This window comes from Thermodesulfovibrio sp. Kuro-1, assembly GCF_006538445.1.
GTDB lineage: Bacteria > Nitrospirota > Thermodesulfovibrionia > Thermodesulfovibrionales > Thermodesulfovibrionaceae > Thermodesulfovibrio > Thermodesulfovibrio yellowstonii.
Map to the genome: position 1 here is coordinate 26,966 of NZ_BJKS01000007.1, position 26,599 is coordinate 53,564.

At 34.3% G+C, this 26,599-nt stretch carries 24 protein-coding genes and 1 rRNA gene; 6 read left to right on the forward strand and 19 right to left on the reverse strand.

What is annotated here, in order from left to right; genetic code table 11:
- Positions 1–3: 3 nt before the first annotated feature.
- From FLY87_RS09125 to FLY87_RS09200, 16 genes are all read right to left on the reverse strand, one after another.
- The gene (locus tag FLY87_RS09125) at positions 4–1,785 is read right to left on the reverse strand and encodes a penicillin-binding protein 1A (RefSeq protein ID WP_012545662.1); all 1,782 of its coding nucleotides are present in this window, start codon (positions 1,783–1,785) and stop codon (positions 4–6) included.
- A gap of 2 nt (positions 1,786–1,787) precedes the next feature.
- On the reverse strand, positions 1,788–2,177 hold the full coding sequence (locus FLY87_RS09130) for a M67 family metallopeptidase (RefSeq protein WP_028842896.1): 390 nt from the start codon (positions 2,175–2,177) through the stop codon (positions 1,788–1,790).
- Positions 2,171–2,908, reverse strand: coding sequence for a HesA/MoeB/ThiF family protein (locus FLY87_RS09135; protein ID WP_012546398.1), 738 nt, complete (start codon positions 2,906–2,908; stop codon positions 2,171–2,173). Before FLY87_RS09135 ends, FLY87_RS09130 begins: the two co-directional genes overlap by 7 nt.
- Positions 2,889–4,169 carry a homoserine dehydrogenase gene (locus FLY87_RS09140; protein WP_141267016.1) on the reverse strand — a complete coding sequence of 427 codons (1,281 nt, stop codon included), beginning with the start codon at positions 4,167–4,169 and terminating at the stop codon, positions 2,889–2,891. The genes FLY87_RS09135 and FLY87_RS09140 overlap by 20 nt, the downstream gene beginning before the upstream one ends.
- A 9-nt stretch (positions 4,170–4,178) precedes the next feature.
- The gene (gene alaC, locus FLY87_RS09145) at positions 4,179–5,387 is read right to left on the reverse strand and encodes an alanine transaminase (RefSeq protein WP_012546347.1); all 1,209 of its coding nucleotides are present in this window, start codon (positions 5,385–5,387) and stop codon (positions 4,179–4,181) included.
- A 20-nt stretch (positions 5,388–5,407) separates the two neighbouring features.
- A complete protein-coding gene (locus FLY87_RS09150; RefSeq protein WP_012545883.1) occupies positions 5,408–6,559 on the reverse strand; it encodes an iron-containing alcohol dehydrogenase in 1,152 nt (383 codons plus the stop codon).
- Positions 6,546–7,445, reverse strand: coding sequence for a lipoyl synthase (lipA, locus tag FLY87_RS09155; protein WP_255446996.1), 900 nt, complete (start codon positions 7,443–7,445; stop codon positions 6,546–6,548). The genes FLY87_RS09150 and lipA overlap by 14 nt, the downstream gene beginning before the upstream one ends.
- A gap of 4 nt (positions 7,446–7,449) precedes the next feature.
- Entirely contained in the window at positions 7,450–7,653 is a 204-nt protein-coding gene (locus FLY87_RS09160; protein WP_012546429.1) for a cold-shock protein, read from the reverse strand.
- A gap of 177 nt (positions 7,654–7,830) precedes the next feature.
- A 5S ribosomal RNA gene (rrf, locus tag FLY87_RS09165) occupies positions 7,831–7,947 on the reverse strand.
- 39 nt (positions 7,948–7,986) lie between these two features.
- Entirely contained in the window at positions 7,987–10,107 is a 2,121-nt protein-coding gene (locus FLY87_RS09170) for a DNA translocase FtsK (RefSeq protein WP_012546688.1), read from the reverse strand.
- Complete coding sequence (locus tag FLY87_RS09175) at positions 10,107–10,880, reverse strand: undecaprenyl-diphosphate phosphatase (RefSeq protein WP_028842894.1); 774 nt, start codon at positions 10,878–10,880, stop codon at positions 10,107–10,109. The genes FLY87_RS09170 and FLY87_RS09175 overlap by 1 nt, the downstream gene beginning before the upstream one ends.
- A 319-nt stretch (positions 10,881–11,199) precedes the next feature.
- The gene (locus tag FLY87_RS09180) at positions 11,200–13,203 is read right to left on the reverse strand and encodes a phospholipase D family protein (RefSeq protein ID WP_012545793.1); all 2,004 of its coding nucleotides are present in this window, start codon (positions 13,201–13,203) and stop codon (positions 11,200–11,202) included.
- Positions 13,204–13,239: 36 nt separating this feature from the next.
- Positions 13,240–15,612, reverse strand: a complete 2,373-nt coding sequence (locus FLY87_RS09185) for a heavy metal translocating P-type ATPase (protein ID WP_012546628.1) — start codon at positions 15,610–15,612, stop codon at positions 13,240–13,242.
- A 15-nt stretch (positions 15,613–15,627) separates the two neighbouring features.
- Positions 15,628–16,374 (reverse strand): 23S rRNA (guanosine(2251)-2'-O)-methyltransferase RlmB, encoded by a 747-nt coding sequence (gene rlmB / locus FLY87_RS09190; protein WP_012546281.1) that lies wholly within the window; start codon positions 16,372–16,374, stop codon positions 15,628–15,630.
- The gene (gene cysS / locus FLY87_RS09195) at positions 16,353–17,816 is read right to left on the reverse strand and encodes a cysteine--tRNA ligase (protein ID WP_012546384.1); all 1,464 of its coding nucleotides are present in this window, start codon (positions 17,814–17,816) and stop codon (positions 16,353–16,355) included. The genes rlmB and cysS overlap by 22 nt, the downstream gene beginning before the upstream one ends.
- 31 nt (positions 17,817–17,847) lie before the next feature.
- Positions 17,848–19,659, reverse strand: coding sequence for an ASKHA domain-containing protein (locus FLY87_RS09200; RefSeq protein ID WP_012544976.1), 1,812 nt, complete (start codon positions 19,657–19,659; stop codon positions 17,848–17,850).
- Between the two features lie 16 nt (positions 19,660–19,675).
- On the opposite strand from FLY87_RS09200, the gene FLY87_RS09205 reads away from it, so the two are divergent.
- Positions 19,676–20,494 (forward strand): glycosyltransferase family 9 protein, encoded by an 819-nt coding sequence (locus tag FLY87_RS09205; RefSeq protein ID WP_141267018.1) that lies wholly within the window; start codon positions 19,676–19,678, stop codon positions 20,492–20,494.
- Here FLY87_RS09205 and FLY87_RS09210 read toward each other — a convergent pair.
- On the reverse strand, positions 20,463–21,158 hold the full coding sequence (locus FLY87_RS09210; protein ID WP_012546675.1) for a SapC family protein: 696 nt from the start codon (positions 21,156–21,158) through the stop codon (positions 20,463–20,465). The two genes, FLY87_RS09205 and FLY87_RS09210, sit on opposite strands and share 32 nt — an antisense overlap.
- A 115-nt stretch (positions 21,159–21,273) precedes the next feature.
- Here FLY87_RS09210 and FLY87_RS09215 point away from each other — a divergent pair, with 115 nt between their 5' ends.
- From FLY87_RS09215 to FLY87_RS09230, 4 genes are all read left to right on the forward strand, one after another.
- Positions 21,274–22,350, forward strand: coding sequence for a 3-methyl-2-oxobutanoate dehydrogenase subunit VorB (locus FLY87_RS09215; RefSeq protein WP_012545833.1), 1,077 nt, complete (start codon positions 21,274–21,276; stop codon positions 22,348–22,350).
- Positions 22,351–22,359: 9 nt separating this feature from the next.
- On the forward strand, positions 22,360–23,385 hold the full coding sequence (locus FLY87_RS09220; RefSeq protein ID WP_012545596.1) for a mechanosensitive ion channel family protein: 1,026 nt from the start codon (positions 22,360–22,362) through the stop codon (positions 23,383–23,385).
- A 128-nt stretch (positions 23,386–23,513) separates the two neighbouring features.
- On the forward strand, positions 23,514–24,254 hold the full coding sequence (locus FLY87_RS09225) for an aminotransferase class IV (RefSeq protein WP_141267020.1): 741 nt from the start codon (positions 23,514–23,516) through the stop codon (positions 24,252–24,254).
- On the forward strand, positions 24,255–25,277 hold the full coding sequence (locus FLY87_RS09230; protein WP_141267022.1) for an anthranilate synthase component I family protein: 1,023 nt from the start codon (positions 24,255–24,257) through the stop codon (positions 25,275–25,277). It begins immediately after the preceding gene.
- Here FLY87_RS09230 and FLY87_RS09235 read toward each other — a convergent pair whose 3' ends face one another.
- Positions 25,278–25,691 carry a PIN domain-containing protein gene (locus FLY87_RS09235; protein WP_141267024.1) on the reverse strand — a complete coding sequence of 138 codons (414 nt, stop codon included), beginning with the start codon at positions 25,689–25,691 and terminating at the stop codon, positions 25,278–25,280.
- The gene (locus tag FLY87_RS09240) at positions 25,688–25,954 is read right to left on the reverse strand and encodes an AbrB/MazE/SpoVT family DNA-binding domain-containing protein (RefSeq protein WP_141267026.1); all 267 of its coding nucleotides are present in this window, start codon (positions 25,952–25,954) and stop codon (positions 25,688–25,690) included. The genes FLY87_RS09235 and FLY87_RS09240 overlap by 4 nt, the downstream gene beginning before the upstream one ends.
- 294 nt (positions 25,955–26,248) lie before the next feature.
- On the opposite strand from FLY87_RS09240, the gene FLY87_RS09245 reads away from it, so the two are divergent.
- Positions 26,249–26,545, forward strand: a complete 297-nt coding sequence (locus FLY87_RS09245; protein WP_255446997.1) for a nucleotidyl transferase AbiEii/AbiGii toxin family protein — start codon at positions 26,249–26,251, stop codon at positions 26,543–26,545.
- Positions 26,546–26,599 lie beyond the last annotated feature (54 nt).

Genomic DNA, 26,599 nt, shown 5'->3' on the forward strand with positions numbered 1-26,599 from the left:
TTTCTATTTTAACATTTGACCTGTTTGTTTCATAAAATCAATCCATATTGGAAGGGCTGCCCTTGCTCCTGCTTCTTTTGCCCCAATTGGTTTATGATTATCCCTTCCAACCCATACGCCCACAAGAAGGTTATCATCAAATCCAACAAACCACGCATCAGAAAAATCATTGGTTGTTCCTGTTTTGCCATATACTTCCCTGCCAAGTTCTTTTGCTTTTTGAGCTGTCCCAGAGAGCACTACTTCCTGAAGAAGTTCTCGCATTTGTTCAACAATCTCCTCAGGTAATATCTGTTGAATTTCAGATTTATTTTCTTCAATTGTAATACCGTTATGGTCAGTAATTTTTTCATAAAAGACTGGTTTTATTTTCTTGCCTGTAGCAAAAACTGAATAGGCTGCAGTAAGTTCAATTGGCTTAACATCAGATGCTCCAAGAGCAGTTGATAGATAGGGATGAATCTTTGTAGTAAGTCCACATTGCTCAGCAAACTCAACAACATTTTTAATACCCACTTGGGAAGCAAGTCTTACGGTTGCTGCATTTAAAGAGAGAGCTATTGCCTTACGAAGAGGAACTTCTCCATGATATTCGTTATTATAGTTTTTTGGACTCCAGCTTTTTCCTTGAACTGAACCTGGGAAGCTTACAGGTGAATCAAGAATAGTATCGTCAGGGCTCCAGCCATCCATAAGAGCTACTGCATAAACAAAGGGCTTAAAAGCACTTCCTGGTTGGCGTAAAGAAAAAACCCTGTTGTATTGTGTTTCCCAGAAATCATTTCCTCCTACTAAAGCTTTAACATAACCTGTTTTAAGGTCTATGGCAATTAATGAAGCCTGAACCTGAGGTTTAACTCTTTTATGAATTTCTATAAGACCGTTTCTTACTGCTTCCTCTGCCTTTTTCTGAAGATTATAATCAATTGTTGAATAAATCCTTAATCCATCTTTATAAAGTCTTTCTCCGTATTTTGACTCAAGCTCTTGTCTTAATGTCTCAACAAAATAGGGTGCTTCAAACTTTCTCCAGTAGGGGTGCTCTGGAAGAGCCTCCTTTAATGCTTCATTGTATTGTTCTCTTGTTATAAATCCTTCTTCCAGCATTTTTTGTAAAACTATATTTCTTCTTTTAATGGCAATATCAGGTTTTTTAAAAGGATTATAAGCTGAAGGCGCTTTTGGAAGTGATGCAAGCAATGCAATCTGAGCATGAGTTAGCTCTTTAAAAGATTTGCCAAAATAAGCTTCCGATGCAGCAGCTATTCCATATGCTCTATTCCCAAAATATGCCTGATTGAGATATAATCCTAATATTTCATCTTTTGTATACTTTCTTTCAATCTGAATTGATAAAATAGCTTCCTTTATTTTTCTTGTTATACTTTTTTCTGGTTTTAAAAATAACATTTTAGCAAGCTGTTGAGTAATTGTGCTTCCACCTTCAACAATTCCTCCTGCTTTAATATCTCTGTAAAGGGCTCGCAGAATGCCAATAACATCAACCCCGGGGTGTTTATAAAATCTTACATCTTCTGCTGCTACAAAAGCTTTTTTGATTATTTCAGGTATTTCATAATGAGGGACAAACTTTCTCCTTTCGTAAAAGAACTCTGTCAGAACCTGACCATCTGATGAATATACAACTGATGCCTCAAAAGGTCTATAACCCTCTAATGCCTTTACATCTGGCAGGTCTGAAAAAATCCAGTAAATATAACCTCCGATTACACCTATGAAAAAAAGTAAAACAAAGAAAAAGATATAAACTATTTTAGTTTTCATTTTTACTCAATAAATAATTCTTGTTCATCAAACTTTCTATTTTCTATCTTAAAACATTTCACCTCAAACTTTGGTTCAATAGCGACTATTATATGATACACATCATAAAAAGCAAGTTCTATATCTTTCTGAGAAGGCTCAGCACTACCAAGGGGATGACTATGAAATATGGCAAGCATATCCATACCATAAGTTTTCATGTCTTTCATAGCAAGAAGTTGTTCTTTCGGATTCATAAAGTAACTTACTGAAGACTGTTCAATGTTTTTTATTTTGTAAATTTTAGAGATAAAATTATCCTTTCCTGCAAGAATACCGCATGCTTCATAAGGTAAACACTCTCTACAGTGCTGTATCATTTCATTGAATATTTCTCTTTTAATTTTTAACATCGTTTGCAAATTTGACATGATGGATTTTTTAAAAATTTTACTTCTCTGAAAATATCCTTCAAAGCATCATAAATGAGCATTCTGCCATGTAAGGACTCGCCAATAGAAAGTAAAATCTTTAGTGTTTCAACAGCCTGAATAGAACCAATTATACCTGCAACTGGAGCTAAAATACCCTGAACAAAATTCTCATCCTTTGCATCTTCAAAAAGGCAGTTATAGCATGGTCCTTCTGGAGGAATCACATTTAAAACATGCCCTTCAAACTCTGAGACAGCACCTACTACAAGAGGTTTTTGTAATTTAAAACAGGCATCATTAAGGATAAATCTTGTTTTAAAATTATCTGGACATGCAACAACAATATCATAGGAATTAATTAACTCAAAGACATTTCTTTTGTTGATTTCTTCAGGATAAGGAAGTATATTTATTTCACTGTTGAGTTTTTTGAGATTTATCATTGCTGAAATAGCTTTTGGCATGCCAATATGTTCTTCATTGTGGAGAATCTGTCTTTGAAGATTACTTAGTTCCACTATATCGGGGTCAACTATTCCTATATATCCAATGCCAGATGAAGCAAGATAATATGCAACAACGCTACCAAGCCCACCTGCGCCTACAATTAATACTTTTGATTTATTAAGTTTTTCTTGCCCTTCTTTGCCTATATAAGAAAGTATAATTTGTCTATGATATCTCAAAAGACTATGTTTCCTGTCCTTCAACCCTTATAAATACACTCTTTGCTGCGACAACAGGTAGTTTATCAATCTTCTCAAGAGCCTCAAGCACATCTTTTTCCTTTGCCTTATGCGTTAATATTACAAGAGGAACTGCACCAGCCTTTGACCTGCCTTTTTGAATTACTGATGCGATGCTTATATTGTGTTGTCCAAATACTCCTGAAATCTTTGAAAGAACTCCAGGACGATCTAAGGCAGTAAATCTGAAATAGTACATGCTTTCTATCTCTTCAATTGGCTTGATACTGTATTTTTCTGAAAAATCAAGTGGTAGAGAATTTGTGCCCTTTGCAATATCTACAATATCAGCTACCACAGCACTACCTGTAGGCATGCTTCCAGCTCCTCTACCATAATAAAGAGTTGCGCCTACACTGTCTCCTTCCACATATATGGCATTAAAAACTCCGTCAACTTTAGCTATCAAATAATCCTCTGGAATCATTGTAGGATGAACTCTTAGTTCAATTTCTCCATTAAGAATTTTTGTTATTGCAAGAAGCTTAATTTTATAACCAAACTCTCTTGCAAAGGCTATATCCTGAGCAGTTATTTTTGTAATTCCTTCACAATATGTCTTTTTAAAGCTTAATGGAATCCCGTAAGCCAAAGATGCAAGAATCGTTATCTTATGTGATGAGTCTATTCCTTCTATGTCAAGCGTTGGATCTGCTTCTGCATAACCAAGTTCCTGAGCCTGCCTGAGAGCATCCTGAAAATCAATCCCTTCATTTGTCATTTTTGTAAGAATAAAATTTGTTGTTCCATTAATGATTCCATAAATTGCAAGCATTTTATTTGCAACAAGTCCTTCTCTCATTACTTTAATTATCGGAATTCCGCCTCCTACGCTTGCCTCAAATCCTACCTGAAGTCCTTTTTCTTTAGCTATGCTAAAAATTTCATTTCCTTCTTCTGCTAAAAGAGCCTTATTTGCTGTAACAACATGTTTACCCTTTTTTAATGCTTCAATGATGAACTCCTTTGCCGGATGAATTCCACCAACCAGTTCTACTACAACATCTATTTCAGGATCATTTATAATCTTCCAGGCATCAGGGATGAGAACACCTTCTGGAAGGCTTATCTCCCTTGGTCTTTTTATATCCTTATCAGCAACTTTTTTAAGAATAAGCTCTATTCCCGTTCTTTTTTTTATAAGTTCTCTTTGGCTAAGAATAATTTTTGCTGTTCCTGTGCCTACTGTTCCAAAACCTATAATGCCAACTTTAAACTGTTTCATTCAGCCTCCTTAACCAACTTTTCTTATTTTCTTTACTGCTGGAACAAGATTTAGAGCCTTTTTAATTCCTTTTGTTGCCTGTCTTATTCTGTGTTCATTCTCAACAAGAGCAAATCTGACAAATCCTTCTCCACCTTCACCAAATCCAATACCTGGAGAAACTGCTACTTTTGCTTCATTTATTAAAAATTTGCAGAATTCAAGAGAACCCATTTTTTTGAATTGTTCTGGAATCTCCGCCCATACAAACATTGTTGCTTTTGGTGGAGGAACTTTCCATCCTGCCTGATTCAATCCTTTTATGAGAACATCTCTTCTTCTTTCGTAAGTCTTTCTTATCTCTTCAACACAATCCTGAGGACCCCGCAGTGCCACTATTGAGGCAATTTGAATAGGTTGAAACATTCCGTAGTCAAGGTAACTTTTTATTTTTGTAAGTGCGCCAACAATCTCTTTATTACCAACACAAAATCCTACTCTCCACCCAGCCATTGAATAGCTTTTAGTCATTGAAAAAAACTCTACACCTACATCTTTTGCTCCTGGGACCTGAAGAAAACTCGGTGCTTTATAATCATCAAAAACAAGGTCAGCATAGGCAAAATCATGGATAACCATGATATTGTTTTCTTTCGCGAAATCAACAACTTTTCTAAAGAAATCAAGATTTTCCACGACTGCTGTTGTAGGATTATGTGGAAAGTTAATTATCAAAATTTTTGGTCTGGGCCAGGAGTTTTTAAAAGCTCTTTCAAGCTCTTCAAAAAAGTCCATACACGGGCAAACATTAAATGTCCTTACATCTCCTCCTGCAATAATTGCTCCATAGGGATGAATAGGATAGGCAGGTGAGGGGGTAAGAACTACATCCCCTGGTTGGACAGATGCTAAAAGAAGATGACTTAGTCCCTCTTTTGAACCAATAGTAACTACTGCCTCTGTTTCAGGGTCTATGTCCACATCAAATCTTCTTTTATACCACTCTGAAATAGCACATCTAAGCTGAGTAATGCCTCTACTTGCTGAATATCGGTGGTTTTTTGAAAGTTTTGCAGCTTCACAAAGTTTGTCAACAATGTGTTTAGGTGTTGGTAAATCAGGATTACCCATGCCAAGGTCTATAATATCCTCACCTTTTCTTCTAAGTTCTGTTTTGAGCTGATTAACCACTGCGAATACATAAGGAGGCAATCTTTTAATTCTCGGAAAATCAAACATTTTTATCCTCCGTTTTTTATTTAATCATTTGCATTTTTTATTATTTCTGTCAATACCTCTTTTGTGTAATCCTTTTCCATCTGCCAAACTTTTGCTATATTGTAAGCATTATCAACAATTCTATCAATTTCTCCAATGGATATTCCTGCTTCTTTTAAGCTCACTGGTGCACCTATTTTCCTAAACCATTCCTTCAGTTGAAAAACTCCTTCGGTTGCTGTATTGACACCAAATATTTCTTTTGCAAATCTTTCAAACTGTATAAGATTTTTTTCTTGATACCATTTCATCCATGCTGGTATTACAATACTAAGACAGGCACCGTGAGGTAAGTCGTAAATTGCTCCAAGAGAATGAGCAATCATGTGATTTGGGAAACTCCCTCCTTTTATCCCTAACTTTGCAAGTCCGTTTAAAGCAAGTGTAGCAGCCCACATAAACTCTGCTCTTGCGTTGTAGTTTTTTTGTTCTTTAAGAATTATTTCTGTTGTCTCCATTACTGTTTTAATTAAACCCTCAACAAACCTGTTCTGAAGATTGGGGCAATAACTTCCACTAAAATAATGCTCAATCACATGGGCAATAGCATCAACTGCTGCGTATGCCTGATACTTAGCTGATACTGTAAAAGTAAGCTCAGGATTCAAAATAGACACTCTTGGGAAGATATGCTCTGAGGAAATGGAAAGTTTTTCCTGTGTTTCCTCATTTGTAATCACAGCAAAACCGTTCATCTCACTTCCAGTTGCTGCAAGGGTAAGTATTACATAAATCGGTAAAGCCTTTTTTATTTCTTTGTTCCTTTTAAAGAAATCCCATACATCTTTATCAGTTTTTGTACCTACTGCAATGGTTTTCCCCTCATCAATAACAGAGCCACCACCTACTGCTAAAATTGCGTCAACCTTATGTTTCTTTGCCTTTTCAATTCCTTCCCTTGTATGAGAAAGTACAGGATTTGGTTTTACTCCTCCATGTTCTATAAACTCAATTCCTTCTTTTTTTAGTGCCTTTACAATTCTATCATAGAGTCCAGTTTCCTTTATGGATGATTTACCATAAACAAAAAGAACTCTTTCCACATCATCTTTTTCTAAAATTTTGCCAATTTTTTTCTCAGCTTCCTTGCCAAATATAATTCTTGTAGGATTATAAAATTCAAAGTTTTCCATATCTTTCCTCCTTTACTGCTAAATATGATTCATAAGCTTTTGTTGAACTCCTGATAAGAGGCCCGCTTACCACAGCCTTAAATCCTATTTGCACAGCTTTCTCCGCAATTTTTTCAAAAACTGCTGGTTTTATATATTCTACTACAGGCAGAGCTTTTTTTGAAGGCTGAAGATACTGCCCTATTGTAACTATGTCACATTCTACATTTTTTAAATCTTTCAAAATGTTGTATACTTCTTCTATATTTTCACCAAGTCCTAACATAAATCCTGATTTTGTTATTATTTCTGAGTTAATCTCTTTAGCAGTTTTAAGAATATTTAGAGAACGGATATAAACAGCCTTTCTAACAGAACCATAAAATTTTTTAACTGTCTCTATGTTATGTGCAAAAACAGCAACACCTGAATTCAAAATAGTTTCAATAGAAGTTTTGTTTCCCTGAAAATCTGGCACTAAAACTTCTACCAGTATATCTGGATTTAACTTTTTTATTGTTTCAACTGTTTTTGCAAAATGTTTCGCTCCTCCATCAATCAGGTCATCTCTTGTAGGAGATGTTATAACAACATATTTTAATGACATCTCTTTTACTGCAATAGCAATTTTTTCTGGCTCTGAATTATCTAATGGTTCTGGATAACCTTTTTCTGCATTACAAAATTTACATCCCCTTGTGCATACTTCACCCATAATCATAAATGTTGCGGTTGGTTGCTTATAACATATAGTTCTATTTGGACATCTCAATGTCTCACACACAGTATTAAGTTTGTGTTTTTTAAAAAAATTTTGTGTTTTTTTAATTTCTTTAAGTTGGGTTTTAACCCATTCTGGAAGAGGCATTTTGAGAGATTTATTAAAGGGGGCAGAAAGCCCCCTCAGGTTGTCAGACTTTTTCTACATTAACTGCTTTAGGTCCACGGTCTCCTTCAACAACGTCAAATTTAACTCTGTCACCCTGTTTCAGGGTCTTGAATCCATCACCTTTAATTGAAGTGTAATGGACAAAGACATCCTGTCCGCCATCCTGCTGAATGAATCCGAATCCCTTAGACTCATTAAACCACTTAACACGTCCTTCAAAAGCCATACTTCTTAAAACCTCCTTTTAATCTCCCCACCTATGGCAGGTACTAAAACTTCGCAAAATGCAAAGCTAATCTTTTATAACATGGGGATATTAAAAAAGTAAAGGAATTTTTTTAAGGTTTCTGGAATAGTATTTAAAAAGACTGATTGGAGATTTTATTTTGTATAAAATAAAAAAGCCTGGCAGCGACCTACTTTCCCATGACCTCACGGTCATAGTATCATCGGCCCTGGAGGGCTTAACTTCCGTGTTCGGAATGGGAACGGGTGTTTCCCCTCCGGTATAGCCACCAGACAATTTTTAGCATAACATAAGTTTTAGAAAAAATGCAAGCTAAAATTTACCTATAAATTTTCTTGGTTTGCCCGCACCCTGTGGTGGACCTACAAGCCCATCTTCTTCAAGTAAATCCATGATCCTTGCTGCACGATTATAACCTATTTTAAATCTTCTCTGTATAAGAGAGATTGATATTTCACCAGCCTGGGTGGCATATTCAATCACTGCTTCATAAAGTTCATCTTTTTCGCCACCATTTACCTTTCCATTTTCTTTGTTTTCAGTAGGTATTTGTATTGATTCAAAAAGACTATAATCAGGACTACCTTGACTGCGTAAATATTCAGTTACTGCTTTAACTTCCTCTTCGCCTACATAGGCACCATGAACTCTTATTATTTTTACACCTGAAACCATAAAAAGCATATCACCCATTCCAAGAAGCTTTTCAGCGCCCTGTGTATCAAGTATTGTTCTTGAATCCACACGGGATGTAACCTGAAAGGCAATTCTTGCAGGAAAGTTTGCCTTAATTATTCCTGTTATTACATCAACACTTGGACGCTGTGTTGCAACAACAAGATGAATTCCTGATGCTCTTGCCATCTGAGCAATTCTGGTAACAGCCTGTTCAACTTCTGTTGGTGCTGTGAACATCAAGTCTGCAAACTCATCAATAAAAACAACAATATATGGAACTTTTTCTTCAAAAGAAACTGTCTGATTGTAACTATCAATGTTTCTAAATCCTTTTGATGCAAAAAGTTTGTATCTTCGTTCCATTTCAACAATTACTTTTTTCAAAGCTTCGGATGCTTCCTTAGGGTCTGTTATAACAGGGGACATTAGATGAGGAATATTTTCATATGTTGAAAGCTCAAGAAGCTTTGGGTCAATAAGAAGAAGTCTTACATCATGCGGAGTTGCTTTATAAAGGAGACTTAAAATCATTGTATTTAAACATACACTTTTACCAGAGCCGGTTGCACCTGCCACAAGTAAGTGGGGCATTTTTGAAAGGTCAGTTATTACAGGATTTCCGTATATATCTTTACCAAGTGCAAGAGCTAAGTAAGAGGCACTGCTTTGAAACTTTTCTGATGCAATAATCTCACCGAGTCTTACAATCTGTCTTTTTTTATTTGGGACTTCTATGCCAATTGCAGACCTTCCTGGAATTGGATATATTCTTATGCTCTGAGCTTTAAGTGAAAGGGCAAGTTCATCACTGAGAGTTATGATTTTACTGAGTTTTATCCCGCTTGCAGGTTCAAATTCATACATTGTAACCACAGGACCTGGATGGACCTCTTTTATTGTCCCATGAATACCAAATTCAGCAAATCTTGCTTCAATGCTACTGGCAGAGGCTATAATTTCTTCCTTTGATATATTGTCATCATGCTTTTCAATTTTTAAAAGAGAAAGAGGTGGAATTATAAAACCCTTTTGCTCTGCTTCAATTTTTTGTTTTTCATCAATGTCCTTAGGCTTTAATCTGGTTTCGCTTTTGAGATTTAAATTATCAGCCTTTTTTACAGGTTCTTCAGGTTTTGAAACTTTCACAACCTTTATTCCCTCACCAGCTTCAGGAGAGGTTTCTTTAATAGAACTAATTTCTTTTCTTTTTATCAATTCTGGCTTAATAAGAATAACTGAAGCAATGAAGACAGAAGCCCACAAAATATAAGTTCCTGCAATTGAAAGAAACTTTTCAGTCAGATGAAAGGCTATCCATGAAATACCTTCTGGAAGTTTTTTATAGGTCTCAATATTTTTCCTTAATGGTTCAAGCATGATGGATAAAGAAAACAGCAGGGTTAGAAACCATATAAGTTTTCCTATATTTAGCTTTTTACCAGTAAACTTTCTGATTCCGTAGAAAACTAAAAGTAGCGGAATTAAAAATGTAGCAATTCCAAAGGTACTTAGTAAAAGGTCTGAAAGATATGAACCAACTATCCCTCCATAGTTTAATGGTTTTGATTTTGTAAAAGTTAAAGGTGAGGGGTCTAAAAAATTGTAACTTATAAGGGTTATAGCAAGATAAACTGAAAAGGCGATTAATAAAATAGCTTTAAAAATATTTAAAGCTGAAAAATCTTTGATTTCTTCAGTTTTTTTGTTCAAAGAACTTTTTTTTATCGGCTTTTTATATATTACCCTTTGTCGCATCAGTTTCTAAAAAAATATAACAGAAAAATAACAACCGCTAAAAACCATCTGTAGTATATGAAAAGATTGAGAGGATACTTTTGGAGAAAGCTAAGTAAAAATTTAATTGCTATTATTCCCGTAATTGCAGCTGAAATTACTCCAATAATGAAAAGAGAGTAATCATGGGACTGTCCAATTTTTATAGATTTATAAAAATCCAGCATTGCAGCACCTGCAATTGCAGGTGTTGAAAGCAGAAACGAAAACTTTGCTGCATAGGCTCTATCAAGTCCTTTAAATAATCCTGCTGTAATTGTTATACCAGAACGTGAAACCCCTGGAATAAGAGCTATTGCTTGAGCTGTACCAATTACTACAGCATCTGAAAGAGTTACAGCTCTTATTAATTTTTTACCTACTTTTTCTGCATAAAGCATTAGAAATCCAACTAATATAAGTGTAACCACAATAATTAAAGGATGTCTCAGTGCACTTTCTATCAAATCATGAAAAGCTATACCTGCAATACCTGCAGGAATTGTTCCGATTATGATAAATAGTAGCATTTTTCTTTCTCTGAAAAATATATTTATCCAGTCTTTCCAGAAGCAATAAAGAAGGGATATAAGAGTTCCCACATGAACAGCAATATCAAAACTCAGTGAATTAACAATTCCACTCCAACCAAAAATCCATGGCGTTATCACAAGATGGGCAGTACTGCTTATTGGTAAAAACTCAGTAATTCCCTGAATAATTCCAAGAATAATAGCTTTAAAAAGTTCATCCATTAATTTTTCCCTCTTTTAATTTCTTAAACCTGTTCAAGACTTGTAATTTATTGAAAATCAATAAACCACAACTCCTGCTATTTTTCAATTACCTCCAACTGTCATTCCGACTTTTAGGAGACCCTTCGCTTACGCTCAGGGTGACAGTAAAAGGGTCAGATTCCTCGGGCAATGCCAGAGGAATGAAAGTTAGTAATTGCACAGTTCCGAAATTTATTAACTCATCTATTTTAACAGGTCTTTTAGGTTTCAATCCTAATTTTTTATAGCACAAACAAATTTTGTTAAATTTTCTTCATCAAGCCTCAATCCCATTGTCTCATCCGAGGATTTTCTTCAAAAATCCTTCTTTTTGCCCAATAAAATGAAGGAATCTATTTTTATGAAGAATCAAAGGAGTTCCAGAAGACTTTACAACACTTGGAGGAAGTTTGTTTTTAAGTGCCTCTGCATCCTTTGGCTCATAAATGCTTTTGAGGTCTACTACAAAAAATTTCTCACCTCCGTCTTTCATCTCTTTGAAATCTTTCTTTCTTGTAAGATAAAAAGCTTGCCATTCCTGACTTCCTATCTTGTAGTAATCTCCACAAGGGCTTTCACTTATAAAATCTGGAACTTCCAGTTCTGTTTGTTTAAACATCTCAATAAATATTTGTCTTGAAAGAAATAGAGGGTCTTCAATCTTGAAAAACTCTTCATCAGTCATTTTTTTTGCAAACTCTTTAAGGAAATATCTAAATAAGCTGTCGTCAATACCATCAACTTTTTCCTCAAAATATTTTTCTGCCTTTTCTTTTGCTTTTTTATCCTCTGAGAAAGGTGAGCCAAAATGTAAGTAATAAATTCTTCTTATTACCTGACTTTCTGCGCTAAATCCCACATTTGATGTGCCAATAAGACAGGGATGAGGGTCAGTAATTGTGTTTGTGAGAGTCTTTATCAGTCTTTCTCCTTCTCCTCTAAAGAAGTTATCGTATATTTCATCAACTAAAATGGGAAAGACATTGTTTGAAGAAAATATGTCATAGAGAATTCTCTGTGTTTTTGTATAGATGTCTTTGTAATTGAATACTTCAAAGTTGTTGCCAAGTAGTTTGTTTATAAATAAAAGAAGTTTTGTCTTTCCAGTGTTTGCAAGCCCTCCAAGTATTAAAACAATCGGTATTTCTGCAAGTTTTTCATCTCCTTTATGTTTCTTTACATGCTTTCTTATGAGATATATAAACGGTGAGGTAAAGGCAAAAAGTATTGCCTCAAATACTCTTTTAAGCACTTCTCTGTCTTTGTAAATTGCAAATTCCCAATAAGAATTGACAAAGTTAACAAGTTTTGCAAGATTGCTTTGTAGTTCTTCTTTTGTAAGGCTTACTGTATAGGAAACAGCCTGCTCATTTTCTTTTACATAAAACTCCCAGTTAGCGGGATTTAGATAAAGAAAGTTTCTTTTATCAATGAACTCCTGAGTTCTTTTGTGAGAGAAGGATACAATTTCCCTGAGCTTGTCCTTAAGTGTTACTAATTTTTGCTTTGGTTCAAAAGAATAGCCATTTTTTGTTTTCTTAGTCACATGCTCAATGATTTTTTCAATTCTTTCAATCTCCATTATTTTTTTATCTATCCTTTCCCTTTCATCCATAACCTCAACTACCAAACTTTCTGCATCTCCTCCACTCTGTATCTGTCTTTGCACCCTTTCAACAATGCTTTCAGTTCTATCATCTGGTGTAAATATTAGAATATTCTCTGTTTTTAATATCAGACTTTGAAGCTTTTTTCTTGTTTTTTCGCTTAAGAAATCCACAGAGTTTTGATATATCTCTTCAAATCTATTGAGATATGTTTTGCAGAACAAAGGATTATAGGAACTGTCATAGACAATGAGCTCTTCATACTGTCTGCTATTACTAAAAGCAGAGTTAGTGAAATTTGCAGAACCTACCATTACTCTTAAACTCCCCTCATCATCAGAAAGTATATAAATCTTTGAGTGTATTCGCTCACCTGCTTTCATATATCTTAGCTCAATTTTCCCGGTTGTAAGAGCTTCAAGAACTTCAGGGTCTGCCTCAGCAGAATGGATAAATCTCTCTTCAGAAGTTGGGTCAAGCACATAGAATTCTCTTGCTGATTCTTCCTCTCCCAATATGGTTATGACCTTTTTAAATGTTTTCACCTTATCAAAGAAAAAATCAGGAGAAGAAACATAGGTAACAACCCTTAAGTCGGTAAAGTTATGATAAAAAAGTGAAAGAGGATCTTCTTTAAATGGCTTGTCATTGTAAAGAATGTGCAGATAAGAAACTTTTTTTGTGAATAAATCCATAAATTATTATATCATTCAGATAAGATTATCTGTCTTTTAAATCTTTCTTTTTTTCAATCTCAGGGAATTGCTTACCACTGAGACAGAACTTAGAGACATTGCTAAGGAAGCAAGCATTGGATTAAGAAGTGGACCACCAAAAATGTAAAGAACTCCAGCAGCAACTGGAATGCCGATTACATTATAGATGAATGCCCAGAAAAGGTTTTCTTTTATCGTTCTGAGAGTGAGCTTACTTAACCTGATAAGCACCGGAACTCCTTTAAGCCCTCCTTTCATAAGTGTTACATCAGCTGTATGGATTGCAATGTCTGTTCCGCTTCCCATTGCAATACCTATATTTGCCTCTGCCAATGCAGGTGCGTCATTTATTCCATCACCTATCATGGCAACATTTTTTCTCTCAACAACTCTGAATTTTCTTACAATCTTTGCCTTTTCATTGGGAAGCACTCCTGCAAAATATATCTTAATTTCCAGTTTTTCTGCTACTGCCTTTGCAGTAAGTTCATTATCTCCTGTTATTATAGCTACTTCAATTCCCATTTTCTGTAATTCTTTTATGGTTTCTACGGATTCTTCTCTTATTGGGTCTGCAATGAAAAATATTGCTTTTATGTTTCCATCAATAGCAGCATAAACTGTTGTCGTAGACTCTGAATAAGAGAGTTCTGGTAAATTTATATTTTTTTTCTGCATTAGTTTACTGCTTCCTATTAAAACTTCCCTTTTGTCTCCCTTTGCATCAAAAACTTTTGCCAAAACTCCTCCACCAGCAACTACTTCAAAGGACTCTGGCTCATCGGGATTTATTCCCTCTCTCATGCAATGCCTTATTATCGCCTTTGCAAGAGGATGCTCAGAGTATTTTTCAGCAGTAGCACAAAGACTTAAAATTTCGCTCTTATCCACATCAAGGTATTGCACATCTTTTACTTCAGGTTTTCCTTGTGTGAGTGTGCCTGTTTTATCTGAAAAAAGAATTTCAATTTTGCCAACTTCCTCAAGTTTTTCCACATTTCTTATGAGTATCCCTTCTTTTGCAGACCTTCCTGTGGCAACCATAATTGCTGTTGGAGTAGCAAGTCCTAATGCACAGGGGCAGGCAATTATAAGGACTGCGATACTATTACTTAAAGCCTGCGAAACTTCTCCCTGTAAGAACATCCATAGGGCAAAGGTTAACACTGCTACTGCCAAAACCGTAGGAACAAATATGGCTGAGATTTTATCTGCAAGCCTCTGAACAGGTGGTTTTCCTGTCTGTGCTTCCTGTATTAGTTTGATTATCTGGTTTAAAAGGGCATTTTTACCAACAGCCTTTGCTTCAACTTTAATAACTCCACTTAGTAAGATTGTTCCTCCGATTACTTTCTCTCCAGCAGATTTGTCAACAGGAATTGGTTCTCCTGTTATCATAGATTCATCAACGGTTGCTTCACCTTCTACAATAATTCCATCTACAGGTATTTTTTCAGACTGTCTTATCAGCACAATATCTTCGGGCAAAACTTCATCAATGTTTATTTCCTGCTCTTTTCCATCTCTTATTACAACTGCTCGTTTGGGCTGAAGTTGAATAAGCCTTTGTATTGCCTCTGATGTTTTTGCCTTTGCCTTTTCTTCAAGGGTTCTACCAAAAAGTATGAGGGTAATTATTACTGCTGAAGTTTCAAAATAAAGATGAAATCCTCCATGACCCAAAATTAGCATAGCAACGCTGTAAAAATAGGCAGCATTTGTTCCCAGACTTACAAGGCTATTCATGTTTGCTGTGCCGTGTTTCAGAGCAAGAAATGCAAGCCTGTGAAATCTCCATCCTGTAATAAACTGGACAGGTGTTGTAAGCACAAGCTGTATAATTCCCTCATGTAAAAAAGGAATGTGAAACATGCTACCTAAAAACACAGGCAATGTAAAAATAAAACTTATGATGAGGTCTTTTTTTAGTTTTTTAAACTCTTTCTTTTTTTCTTCAAAGGCTGATATTGTATCCGCATATTTTTTTGCTTTTATACCAAGAGTTTTAATGGCAGATAAAATTTTATCTTCATCAATAATTGTTGGTATATAAGATAAAACAATATTTTTATTCACAATATCTATTTTTACCTCAACCACTCCTTCAAGCTGAGCAATTTTTTCTTCAATAGGTCTTGCACTGTCAGGGGCAAGTTCACTTATCTGTAGATAAAGATTTGTTTTACCTATGTCGTATCCGGTTGCTCTTACTATGCTGATTAATCTGTGAATGTCAACTTTATCAGTTACTTCAATCTTTGCTTTTTCAGTAAGAAGATTTACTTCCGCACTGATAACTTCTTCTAATCTGTTTAATGCTCTTTGAACTGCTTGAGCACAGGCAGCACATGTCATTCCTTTGATAGGTATTTCAACTATTTTTGTCATTGCTTTATTTTATAATTATTGGATTTTTCTCTGCCTTAATACTTCAAAAGTAATTAAAGCGGATGCAACTGAAACATTTAAAGAGTTTATTGTGCCTCTCATAGGAATTTTTATAACTTTATCACATAAGGCAATTACTGTTTGTCTGATTCCCTTTCCTTCAGAACCAACAATTAAACCTAAAGGCTGAGTAAAATCGCTTTCCCAGAATACATCCTTAGCCTGTGCTTCTGCTCCATATATTGTGATATTATGTTCTTTGAGAGTTTTTATCGCATACTTAATATTATTGATTTCTACAAGATTAACATGCCATACTGCTCCTGCTGATGCTTTCCATACAGATGGGACAATTCCTACTGAGCGTTTTTTCTGATAAATTATTGCATGGACTCCTGCTGCATCAGCAATTCTACAGATGCTTCCAAAATTTTGAGGGTCTTCAACTAAATCAAGAATTAGGAAAAAAGCAGGCTCATTTTTTTTAAATGAAATTTTTAAAGCTTCATCAAGAGTTATTGTTTTCTTGGGTTTTATTTTGGCAACTACTCCTTGATGAACTCCTTGTGTGATTTTTTCAATGAATGTTTCTTCAACTATTTTTACTGAAATTGATTTTTCCTCTGCCAGCCTCAGAATTTCTTTAAGCTTTGAAATTCTATTTTTTGATATATAAATTTCCTTTAATGCATCAGATATTTTGAAAGATTCAAGAACAGGATTTACACCATATATATACATTAATTTATCTTTACTTTCCATATAGTTCTGTCTGGTTTATCTTCAAGAATAATTCCCTTTGATAAAAGTTGTTCACGAATACTGTCAGCTTTTTTCCAATCTTTATTTTTTCTTGCCTCAGTTCTTTCTTTAATGAGTCTATTTATTTCTTCTTCTTTAATGGCAATTTTTTTAACTTTAAGTAAATCTCTATACCAATCAACAGGTTGTCTCTGAAATAGATTTAATACACTACCAATTTCTTTGATTGCTCTTTTTGCAGTTACAAGAAAATCAATTTCTTTATTCTGTGATGGTTTTTTATCCATAAATCGGTTTATTTCTTTAATAAACTCAAATAGTATTCCTAAGGCTTTTGCTGTATTGAAATCATCATCCATTGCTTTTTCAAATTCTGGTTTCAGATTTTCAAGCATGGCTTTAACTTTGTCAAACTCTATGGAGCTTTTATCATTTATTTCAATTTTTTCAAAATCTTCAATTCTCATTATGGTGCTGTATACTCTGTCAACTGTTGCTTCAGCTTCTTTAATATATTCATGAGCAAACTCAATTGGGCTTCTGTAATGGCTTGAAAGAAGAAATAGTCTCAATGCTTCAGCATCATAAATATCAAGTAAATCCCTTATGTTAAGAACATTACCTAAGGATTTTGACATTTTTTCTTTATTTATTGTTACAAATCCATTATGAATCCAATATTTTGCAAAGGGTTTCCCAGTAAATGCTTCAGACTGGGCAATCTCATTTTCATGATGAGGGAATATTAAATCCGCGCCTCCGCCATGAATATCAAAGGTTTCACCAAGATATTTTATTGACATAGCAGAACACTCAATATGCCATCCAGGACGTCCTTTGCCCCATGGAGAATCCCACCATGGCTCTCCGGGTTTTGATGCTTTCCATAGTGCGAAATCAAGAGGGCTTTTTTTCCTTTCATCAACTTCAACACGAGCTCCACTTATAAGTTCATCAATTTTTTTCTTGGAAAGTTTTCCATACTGTGGAAATTTTTCAACTGAAAAATAAACGCTTTTTGCCTGTCCTTCCTCAATTTCATAGGCATATCCTTTATTAATCAGTGTCTGAATTATTTCAATCATTTCATTTATATGCTCTGTTGCTTTTGGCTCAATATCTGCTCTTGTTATTCCAAGACGGTCCATATCTTTATAGTATTCTCCAGTATATTTTTCAGCAATTTCTTTCCATGAAACTCCTTCTTTATTTGCCCTGTTTATAATTTTGTCATCAATATCCGTGAAGTTTTTGACAAATTTTACTTCATAGCCTTTATAGCGAAGATATTTTACAATTACATCAAAAACAACAGCGCTTCTTGCATGTCCGATATGACATAGGTCATAGACAGTAACTCCACATGCATAGATGCCTACTTTTTTGTCATTTATTGGCTTAAACTCTTCCAGCTTGTCTGTAAGTGTGTTGAAAACCCTCATTTTCTCCTCCGCCTCTGAATTTATGCCTATTTTAACTTAATTCTTTAAATCTTTCCCAATCTGTATGAGGTAAAAATAGTGCAGATATATATTCATCCATAAATTTTTTTGAACGTGAAAGGTCAATATACGTCATTTTATCAGCGATTTCTTCAGCTGTTTCTCTCAGTTGATAACTAAGAGTGCATAAAATCGCACCGGCTAAAGAAGTATTCCCAAGAAACTGAAATCTATTTTCGGGTAAATTGGGTAACATGCCAATTTTTAATGCTTTTTTAATATTTATAAACTCGCCAAATCCTCCTGCAATGTAAACCTTTGATATATCCTTTTCACTAATTCCAACTTCTTCAAGCAGTGTTGATATTCCTGCATAAATTGCAGCTTTTGCCCTGATTATATTGTCAATGTCTGCCTGAGTAATATAACAGTTTTCGGAAATAATGAATCTTTGTTCATCATTAACTTCTTTTATCCATTGAGAAAATCCTTTAATGAGTTTTCCCTTTTGATCAATAATTCCTTCTGAAAAAAGCTCAGAAACAATATCTATCATTCCTGAGCCGCATATGCCTGATGGTGGCATATCTCCAATTACCTTTATTTTAAAACTATCTGAATTTTTATTATAGGAGAAAGATTCTATAGCTCCTGAAGTAGCTCTCATCCCACAACTTATTCCACTTCCTTCAAAACAAGGACCTGCGGAGGTAGATGCTGTTACAAGCCATTGTTTATTACCTATAACAACTTCTCCATTAGTTCCAATGTCTATGAATAAAGAGATTTCTTCTTGAAGATACATTTGTGATGCCAATATACCTGCAACAATATCTCCTCCAACATAACCTGCAATAGATGAAACTGTGTAAACAGGTGCATTTGGTTCTATAAGAAGTTTTGCCTGAGCCGCATTCCATACAGGATAATGATTTAAAACTGGTGTATAGGGTTCTTCTCTTATATATTTTGGATTAATTCCCCAGAAAATATGAGCCATTGTTGTATTTGCAGAGATTGTTACATATAAAATTTTCCCATCCCTGTGTTTCATGAAGACTGTATTAATGAGGGCATTTATATCATCAACAATGCATTTTCTTAAGATATCAAGTCCATTTTTATTTTCAACTGCGTAAATAATTCGTGTAATAACATCGTCTCCATAGGAAATCTGAGAGTTATAGCATGAGGCTATATCAATGACTCTTCCTTCTTCAAGATCAATTAGAGCGATAGCAACAGTTGTTGTGCCTATATCAACAGCAACTCCATAAAGTTTTGTATCTGGTTCTATAAAATCAATAATTTCCTTTTCTGTAAGAACAACAGTAATCTGCCATTTATTTTTTCTTAAAAATTCAGGCAGCAGTGAAACAAGTTTTCTGGATATTGAAATTTTTTTATTTAAAGTCTGTCTTATATTTTCAAAGTCTGCTTTTGAATTTTCAATTGTAGGAGGCTCAATCTTTAATGAAACTTTTTTAACTAAGGGTTCAAATAAAGACGGATTGTCTTTAAAAGGTTTCTCAACCAACCACAATTTTGCTGCGGAGATTCTTTCTGTAACAGTAATTAGTTTTTCCGGAACTTCAATTATAATATCACTTTCTGGATAAGTTTGACATGCAAGAACATAGCCAAGTTTTTTTTCATCTTCTGATATTCCAAAAAAAGAAGATGTTTTTGATTTGCCTTCAACAATTCTTAATTTGCATCTTCCACAAATTCCTTTGCCTCCACAAGATGCTGGAAGATAGATAGCATGACTCTGTAAAACTTGGAGAAGAGTCTCTCCATGAGTTTCAAAAATTTCACCACGATTTGTCCTAATTTTATACATGATTTAAAATTATATCATGAAAGCTCTTGTTTATCGGATGGGAGGATTAGGTGACAGTCTTCTCATTTATCCGATTCTTGAAATACTTAATAAAAAAGGCTATGATGTTACTGTATGGGGAAATCCAGAATACTTCAGGCTTGCTGAAATATCAGGATTTTGCATAAAAACAGTTTTTTATGAGCCAAAGGAACAATATGATTTAAAAATAATTTTTTCAAAAAATAGAGAGATTTTAAAAAACTCCCAGAATAACTCCATTTATATTAATCCAATTCCGACACAGCAAACTTGGATTGTTGATTATTACTTAGAAAAAGTTGGCTTTAATAATGAAAGGTATTCAAAGATTCTTCCAGTATCTTTTTCAGAAAGTAAACATAATAATCTTTGCATTGTTCATCCAGGAAGTGGTTCAAAAAAGAAAAATCCTGATTTAATTTTTTTCTTTGAGTTAGAAAAATTTTTAAAAGAATTAGGCTTTGATATTCTCTATTTACTTGGTCCAGCTGAAACAGAGTTTGCAGAAGTATTTAAAAACTCAGTTTATATAGAAAATCCTGTAGAAATCGCTAAACTGCTAAGCAAAGCGAATCTTTATATTGGACTTGATAGCGGAATAAGTCACTTAAGCAGTTATCTTGGAATCCCTTCAATCATTATTTTTGGTCCAACAGAGCCTCAAGTATGGCATCCTATTGGTGAAAATTTTATGATTATTTGTTATGAAAGCTGTTCAGCCTGTTTTCCTGATGTGTGCAAAGAAAGAAAATGTCTGGAACCTGAATTTTTACTCAATAAAATCAAATCTCTGCAAATATATCAAAAAGCTTGAAATTTCTTAGGCTTAAATAATGAGCATGAAGAATTAAAAGATAACCTTTTGAGTTGAGGTTGTAAAGTTTTTCAGGCTGAAGTCTTGACATATGTTCAATATTGGCTATTAACATATTGCGAAACTGCATTTTACCAAGTTTTGTTTCAATATCAAGATTTAATGTTCTTAAGTATCCTCCTTCAAATAACTCCTTTGAACATTCCTCTGCATCATGAAAATCTCTTGCAAGCTCTGTGAGCCCTGCCTTTATTTTTGAAAAAAATTCTGTTTCATTGCCATCATCGTCAAAAATTCTTTCTCCATCTGATGAGGCAAAGGTTTCATCAAAAATAATTGTATAATCATCTTCCTCCTTAAATACTCCAAAAGGATAATGTTTGCAGATATTTGGCACGGTGTCAAGCTTCCATTGTCCATTCTTTTTTAGAAATATATTCTTATTATTAATTCCTATAACAGCGAATGGAAAAACAATTTCATCCTGAATACCAAACATAACAGGATAATACATGGTAGCAGATAAAATTTCAGAATAAGTAAGAGGAACAACTTCAACATTTTCCATATATAAATAATCTTCAGGCATTTTTACTTTTAAATATCTATGAACTGTGCTATCTAAGGCAACAGCTTTTTTAAATGCTTTCATTATTGCCTTCATTTTAGCCTCCTCCTGATAAAAAAGTTTTTAAATTATAGCATAAAACTTTTCTTGACAGCACATTCTTTAAACAATTATAAATAATATATTGTTAAAAAATTTGGAAGGAGCTAATATGAATAAAGTTCTAATGAAGGGCAACGAAGCTGTTGCAGAGGCTGCTATTCAGGCAGGGCTAAAATTTTATGCAGGATACCCTATAACGCCACAGAATGAAATTCCTGAGTATTTATCAAAAAGATTACCAGAAGCAGGCGGGGTATTTATTCAGGCAGAAAGTGAAATTGCTGCGATAAATATGATTTATGGTGCTTCAGCATGTGGCGTAAGAGTCATGACATCTTCAAGTTCACCAGGAATCAGCCTCAAACAGGAAGCTATCTCCTATCTTGCAGGAGCTGAGCTTCCTGCAGTTATTGTAAATATGATGCGTGGTGGACCTGGGCTTGGAAACATCTCAGGCAGTCAGGCAGACTATTTTCAAGCAGTAAAGGGTGGTGGGCATGGAGATTACAGGCTTCTTGTATATGCGCCATTCAGTGTGCAGGAACTCTGGGATTATACAATTTTAGCCTTTGAAAAAGCTGATGAATGGAGAAATCCTGTGATGATTCTTGGAGATGGAGTAATTGCGCAGATGATGGAACCTCTTATTCAGAGAGTTCCGGAATTAAAAGTCTATGATAAGTCTTCATGGGCACTCACAGGAGCAAAGGGAAGACCGTCACGATTTATAAGAACTCTGTTGATGACTGAAGGAGAACTTGAGAAACACAATTGGAAGCTACAGGGAAAATATAAACAATGGAAAGAAAAAGAAGTTAGATATGAAACTTATTTTGTAGATGATGCAGATGTGGTGGTTGTAGCCTTTGGCTCTGCTGCGAGGATTTCTCTTTCAGCAGTAAGAAAATTAAGACAAGAAGGCTTAAAAATCGGACTTTTAAGACCTATCACATTGTTCCCCTTTCCTGAAGAGCCAATAAGGCGGCTTGCACAGGAAATTGAAAGATTCATTGTTGTAGAGTTTAATGCAGGACAGATGGTTGAAGATGTAAAACTTGCAGTAAATGGTATGGCTGAAGTTTATTTGTATGGTAGACCCGGAGGGAATATAGTAACAGCAGAAGATGTATATGAGGCTCTTGCAAGATATGCATCTTCTGAAAGAACCATGGTTTCTGTAAAATAATATATTGTTATGCATATTGAAAAAGTAGCGGTTTCTATTGCTGTAATAATACTTGTATTGGCAGTTTTATTAATTGTAAGAAGTTTTTTATTCAGAATTCTTCATAAATGGGCTGAAAAAACAAAAACAGGTTTTGACAATCTAATAATAAATACAATTAAAAGTCCTTCAATTTTTTGGTGTATAGGAATAGCTCTTTATATTGGACTTGAAAGTTCAGAAATTCCCTTAAAGTACACTTTCTATATAATTAAGGCTATTCATATCTTGATAATCTTATCAATTACCGTAGTTGCTGCAAATCTTGTTACCAGAGTTTTTATCAGATATATTGATCGCTCATCAGTTTCTGTTCAATCAACAGGACTTTTAAACACAATAATCAAAACTGCTGTCTATTTAATCGGTTTTATAATTATCCTTAACATTCTCGGAATTTCTATAGCGCCTTTGATAACAGCCTTAGGAATAGGCGGCTTAGCTGTTGCTCTTGCTCTTAAAGATACTCTTGAAAATCTCTTTGCAGGTATTCACATTATGGCAGAAAAAACAGTAAGAGTTGGAGACTTTATAAGGCTTGAGACAGGTCAGGAAGGATACGTTGAAGATATATCATGGAGGACAACAAGAATCAGAATGCTTCCCAATAATATGATAGTAATTCCTAACAGTAAGCTTGCTCAAAGTATTGTTGTAAATTATTTTCTTCCCGAAAAAACAATGTCATTCCAAATTCCCATAAGTGTTAGTTATGACTCAGACCCTGAATTAGTAGAAAAAATATTGATTGAAGAGGTAAAAAAAGCAATAAAGGAAGTTCCTGGGCTACTCAGCGAACCTTCTCCTGTCGTAAGATTTATCCCGGGTTTTGGTGAAAGTTCTCTTGATTTTACTCTTGTGTGTCATGTAAAAGAATTTGTTGACCAGTATCCAGTCCAACATGAACTAAGAAAGAGAATTTTTAAACGTTTCCAACAGGAAGGCATTGAAATTCCATTTCCTCAAAGAGTTGTATGGCTTAAAAATGAGAAATAACACTATTTTGAGTGGCATTTAAAATGTTCTTTATAAACTCTGCCCATGCATATTTTCTCTCAGTTTATTAAAGTATTAAGCTTGATAAAATTTAGACAAGTGCTAAATTTTTAAATTAGAATAAACTGATGGAATTGCGGACACTTTTATTCGGTGAAGGGCTTTTTGAGACAATACTTTGGCAAGGTAAAACACCTAAACTTTTAAGACACTACAAAAGGCTTAAAAATTCCGCAGAGTTTTTCCAGATTCCCTGCCCAGATTTTGAGACTTTCTGTCAAGAAATAGAGAAAAATACAAAAAGTGAAAAAAATCTTTATGTAAAATTCTGCCTGCTTTCAAAGGGGGAGGCTCTTTATTACTCCCTGCCTAAGGAGTCAGAAATTTTAGTGATTGCGAAGGAGCTTGTCCCTGATAGAACACCAAAAAAACTCTGCCTTTCAAACATAAAGAGACACAGTGCGAACCCTGTTATCTATCACAAAACTATGAACTATCTTCCAAATATTCTTGCAAAAAGAGAAGCTCTATCAAAGGGCTTTGATGATGCAATTATGTTGAACGAGAGAGATGAAATAACAGAGTGCTCAGCCTCAAATATTTTGATAGTTAAGGATAACAAACTTCTCACTCCTACCCGTGAATGTGGACTATTGATGGGCACAACAATGGAGATTTTGATTGAAAAAATGAATGTAAAAGAGGAAAGGCTTACTATAGATGACCTTTACAATGCTTCATCAGTATTTATAACAAACAGCCTTATCGGAGCATTACCGGTAGTTCAGTTTGAAAATAAAAATTACTCTATAACTCCCGAACTCCTTAACTCTATAAACTCAATAATTGAAGAGGAAAACTCCCTGTAAATGCTTATACTTTGTGGTAGCTGGCTTAATAAAAAGGGATTTTATGAGGCAGAGATTGAAGATGTTAGATTTTATCAAAGTCTTTCTCAGATAAGAGAAGTTGAACCAATTAGTTTTGTCATATTTTCCTATGACCTTTCAGGTGAAATCCTTGATTTTAAGCTACAGAGCACGGACTTGCCCTCAGTGATAGTTATCAAGATAAGAAAATTCAAAAAAATCAATAAAAAAAAGGGTCACTATAATCTTCTGCCATACAGCATGAGCTTAAAAGACAGTGAATTTATTGCAGGCATTCAAAAAATTCGCAATCTTATTGAAGAAGGCACTGTCTATCAGATAAATCTTACAAATCGTTTTGATTTTGAGTTTAAGGGCAATCCTGTGAATTTGTTTTTCAGATTTTACAAAAATCAGCCTGTACCATATGGATTTTTTCTCAATTTTGGTGATTTTTTCGTAGTTTCTGGCTCTATGGAACTCTTTCTGGAAAAGTTAGGTGAAAGAATCGTCAGCAAGCCAATAAAGGGAACTTCTAAATCATTGAGATTTCTTCAAAACAGCCACAAAGACAAAGCAGAAAACCTCATGATTACAGACATGATGCGTAATGACATAGGAAGAATTGCTCAGATTGGAAGCGTAAAAGTTACAGAACTTTTTAAAATAACAAAATACAGAACTCTTTATCAAATGCACTCTACTGTTGAAGGCATCACAAACCAATCCATTATTGACATAATAAAGGAAACCTTTCCACCCGCCTCTGTAACAGGTGCACCAAAGAGAAAGGCTGTTGAAATGATAGATATCCTTGAACCTCATGCCCGTAGTTATTATTGCGGATGCGGAGGACTTGTAAGAAATGAAACTGACTTTACATTGTCAGTGCTTATAAGAACTGCCGTAGGTAAAGGTAACAGGCTTTCCTACTACGCAGGCTGTGGCATTGTCTGGAACTCAGTGCCTGAGAGGGAGTTAGAGGAGCTCTACTTGAAAGTGAAAGCTTTTTATAAAAGATAATTAACTTTTTTCTGAGAGAGTTATTCTTGAAATATCCTTGAATTTATCAAAATCCCTATCAAAGCTATAAATCTCTCTTATGCCGTGCTCAATCATGAAGTGATAATTAAAAATGTCTGCAAAAGAAATCTGTTTTTCAGGAAAATCAATCAAAGCCCTTTCAAAAATTTTTTTAAAAGGCAACTTCAATCCTCTTAGAGAAATTAATGGTAAAACTAAATCTCTTATTTCCTCTCTTGTACAATTGTAAAAACTCTGAAGGGTAAATACTAATTCAAACATTACCAAAGGACTCGTTATAACTTTTTCCTCGTTTCTCTCAATTCTTTTTAATAGCTCTAAAACTGCCTGAGCTTTCTCTTCATCATCTCTTGTTAAATATCTGAGAAAAAAGTTTGGATCAATAAATCTCATTTGATTTCCTCTGAAACTTCCTGGGCAATTTGAGCCTCAATAAAATTTCTAATTTTGTTAAAATCTTCTGGTTTATTTTTAGGTTTGACCTTCCCGAAATTCTCCTCTATTTTTGACCTCACAGGTTTGAGCTTAACTTCATTGTTCTCAATTATAAAATTAACCGTATCACCTTTATTTATCTTCAAAAACTCTCTGATTTTTTTGGGAATTGTAATCTGATATTTCTTTGTAAGAGCTGATTTTTCTGTAATATTTTTCATTAAGTAATACCTCCTTTATAGTATTACTTCAATATAGCAAATTTTTATCCCTTAAATCAAGAATAAACCTTTACTAAAGAATAGTCTCTCCTAAATGATTGCATGGCACTGTTTTCTGCGATTACGATTTAAGAATCTGAGTTTAATTCCAGACCAATATTCCAGATGTTAGAAGCTGAGAGAAATTTGCAGGAAAATTTATAAAGTTGACATAATTAACAAAAATGTAAACAAGATATCTTTAATGAAATACCTATAAATATAAATCAAAGCAAATTCTCAAACATTCAGGTTCTGGTAAGAACTCTGTTCCTTGAGGAAGTAATGAAAACAAAGATAGAGGCTTTCTTAAACAGAAAAGAAATCAGAGATGTCTTTGATATAGAGTTTTTGCTTAAAAAAGGTGTTCCTCTTAACGCAAAAAAAGAGGAACTTCAGCAATTACTTGAAGGTATAAAGGATTTTTCAAAAAATGACTACTCAGTAAAACTTGGCTCAATAGTTGATGCAGAATGGCGAAATTATTACATTAAGGAAAACTTTAAGATTCTTGTAATGAAATTAAAGGAGATTTTAGGTGGAGGTTTATAATATTTCCAAAATATTTTCACTTTAAAAGCTAAACTATGTACGCATTTTGCCCTA

Bases quoted from the DNA above. Each gene is read 5' to 3' on its own strand.
- FLY87_RS09125 (WP_012545662.1), bottom strand. From the start codon at position 1,785: ATGAAAACTAAAATAGTTTATATCTTTTTCTTTGTTTTACTTTTTTTC.
- FLY87_RS09130 (WP_028842896.1), bottom strand. From the start codon at position 2,177: ATGTTAAAAATTAAAAGAGAAATATTCAATGAAATGATACAGCACTGT.
- FLY87_RS09140 (WP_141267016.1), bottom strand. From the start codon at position 4,169: ATGAAACAGTTTAAAGTTGGCATTATAGGTTTTGGAACAGTAGGCACA.
- alaC (WP_012546347.1), bottom strand. From the start codon at position 5,387: ATGTTTGATTTTCCGAGAATTAAAAGATTGCCTCCTTATGTATTCGCA.
- FLY87_RS09150 (WP_012545883.1), bottom strand. From the start codon at position 6,559: ATGGAAAACTTTGAATTTTATAATCCTACAAGAATTATATTTGGCAAG.
- FLY87_RS09160 (WP_012546429.1), bottom strand. From the start codon at position 7,653: ATGGCTTTTGAAGGACGTGTTAAGTGGTTTAATGAGTCTAAGGGATTC.
- FLY87_RS09170 (WP_012546688.1), bottom strand. From the start codon at position 10,107: ATGCGACAAAGGGTAATATATAAAAAGCCGATAAAAAAAAGTTCTTTG.
- FLY87_RS09175 (WP_028842894.1), bottom strand. From the start codon at position 10,880: ATGGATGAACTTTTTAAAGCTATTATTCTTGGAATTATTCAGGGAATT.
- FLY87_RS09180 (WP_012545793.1), bottom strand. From the start codon at position 13,203: ATGGATTTATTCACAAAAAAAGTTTCTTATCTGCACATTCTTTACAAT.
- FLY87_RS09185 (WP_012546628.1), bottom strand. From the start codon at position 15,612: ATGACAAAAATAGTTGAAATACCTATCAAAGGAATGACATGTGCTGCC.
- rlmB (WP_012546281.1), bottom strand. From the start codon at position 16,374: ATGGAAAGTAAAGATAAATTAATGTATATATATGGTGTAAATCCTGTT.
- cysS (WP_012546384.1), bottom strand. From the start codon at position 17,816: ATGAGGGTTTTCAACACACTTACAGACAAGCTGGAAGAGTTTAAGCCA.
- FLY87_RS09200 (WP_012544976.1), bottom strand. From the start codon at position 19,659: ATGTATAAAATTAGGACAAATCGTGGTGAAATTTTTGAAACTCATGGA.
- FLY87_RS09205 (WP_141267018.1), top strand. From the start codon at position 19,676: ATGAAAGCTCTTGTTTATCGGATGGGAGGATTAGGTGACAGTCTTCTC.
- FLY87_RS09210 (WP_012546675.1), bottom strand. From the start codon at position 21,158: ATGAAGGCAATAATGAAAGCATTTAAAAAAGCTGTTGCCTTAGATAGC.
- FLY87_RS09215 (WP_012545833.1), top strand. From the start codon at position 21,274: ATGAATAAAGTTCTAATGAAGGGCAACGAAGCTGTTGCAGAGGCTGCT.
- FLY87_RS09220 (WP_012545596.1), top strand. From the start codon at position 22,360: ATGCATATTGAAAAAGTAGCGGTTTCTATTGCTGTAATAATACTTGTA.
- FLY87_RS09225 (WP_141267020.1), top strand. From the start codon at position 23,514: ATGGAATTGCGGACACTTTTATTCGGTGAAGGGCTTTTTGAGACAATA.
- FLY87_RS09230 (WP_141267022.1), top strand. From the start codon at position 24,255: ATGCTTATACTTTGTGGTAGCTGGCTTAATAAAAAGGGATTTTATGAG.
- FLY87_RS09235 (WP_141267024.1), bottom strand. From the start codon at position 25,691: ATGAGATTTATTGATCCAAACTTTTTTCTCAGATATTTAACAAGAGAT.
- FLY87_RS09240 (WP_141267026.1), bottom strand. From the start codon at position 25,954: ATGAAAAATATTACAGAAAAATCAGCTCTTACAAAGAAATATCAGATT.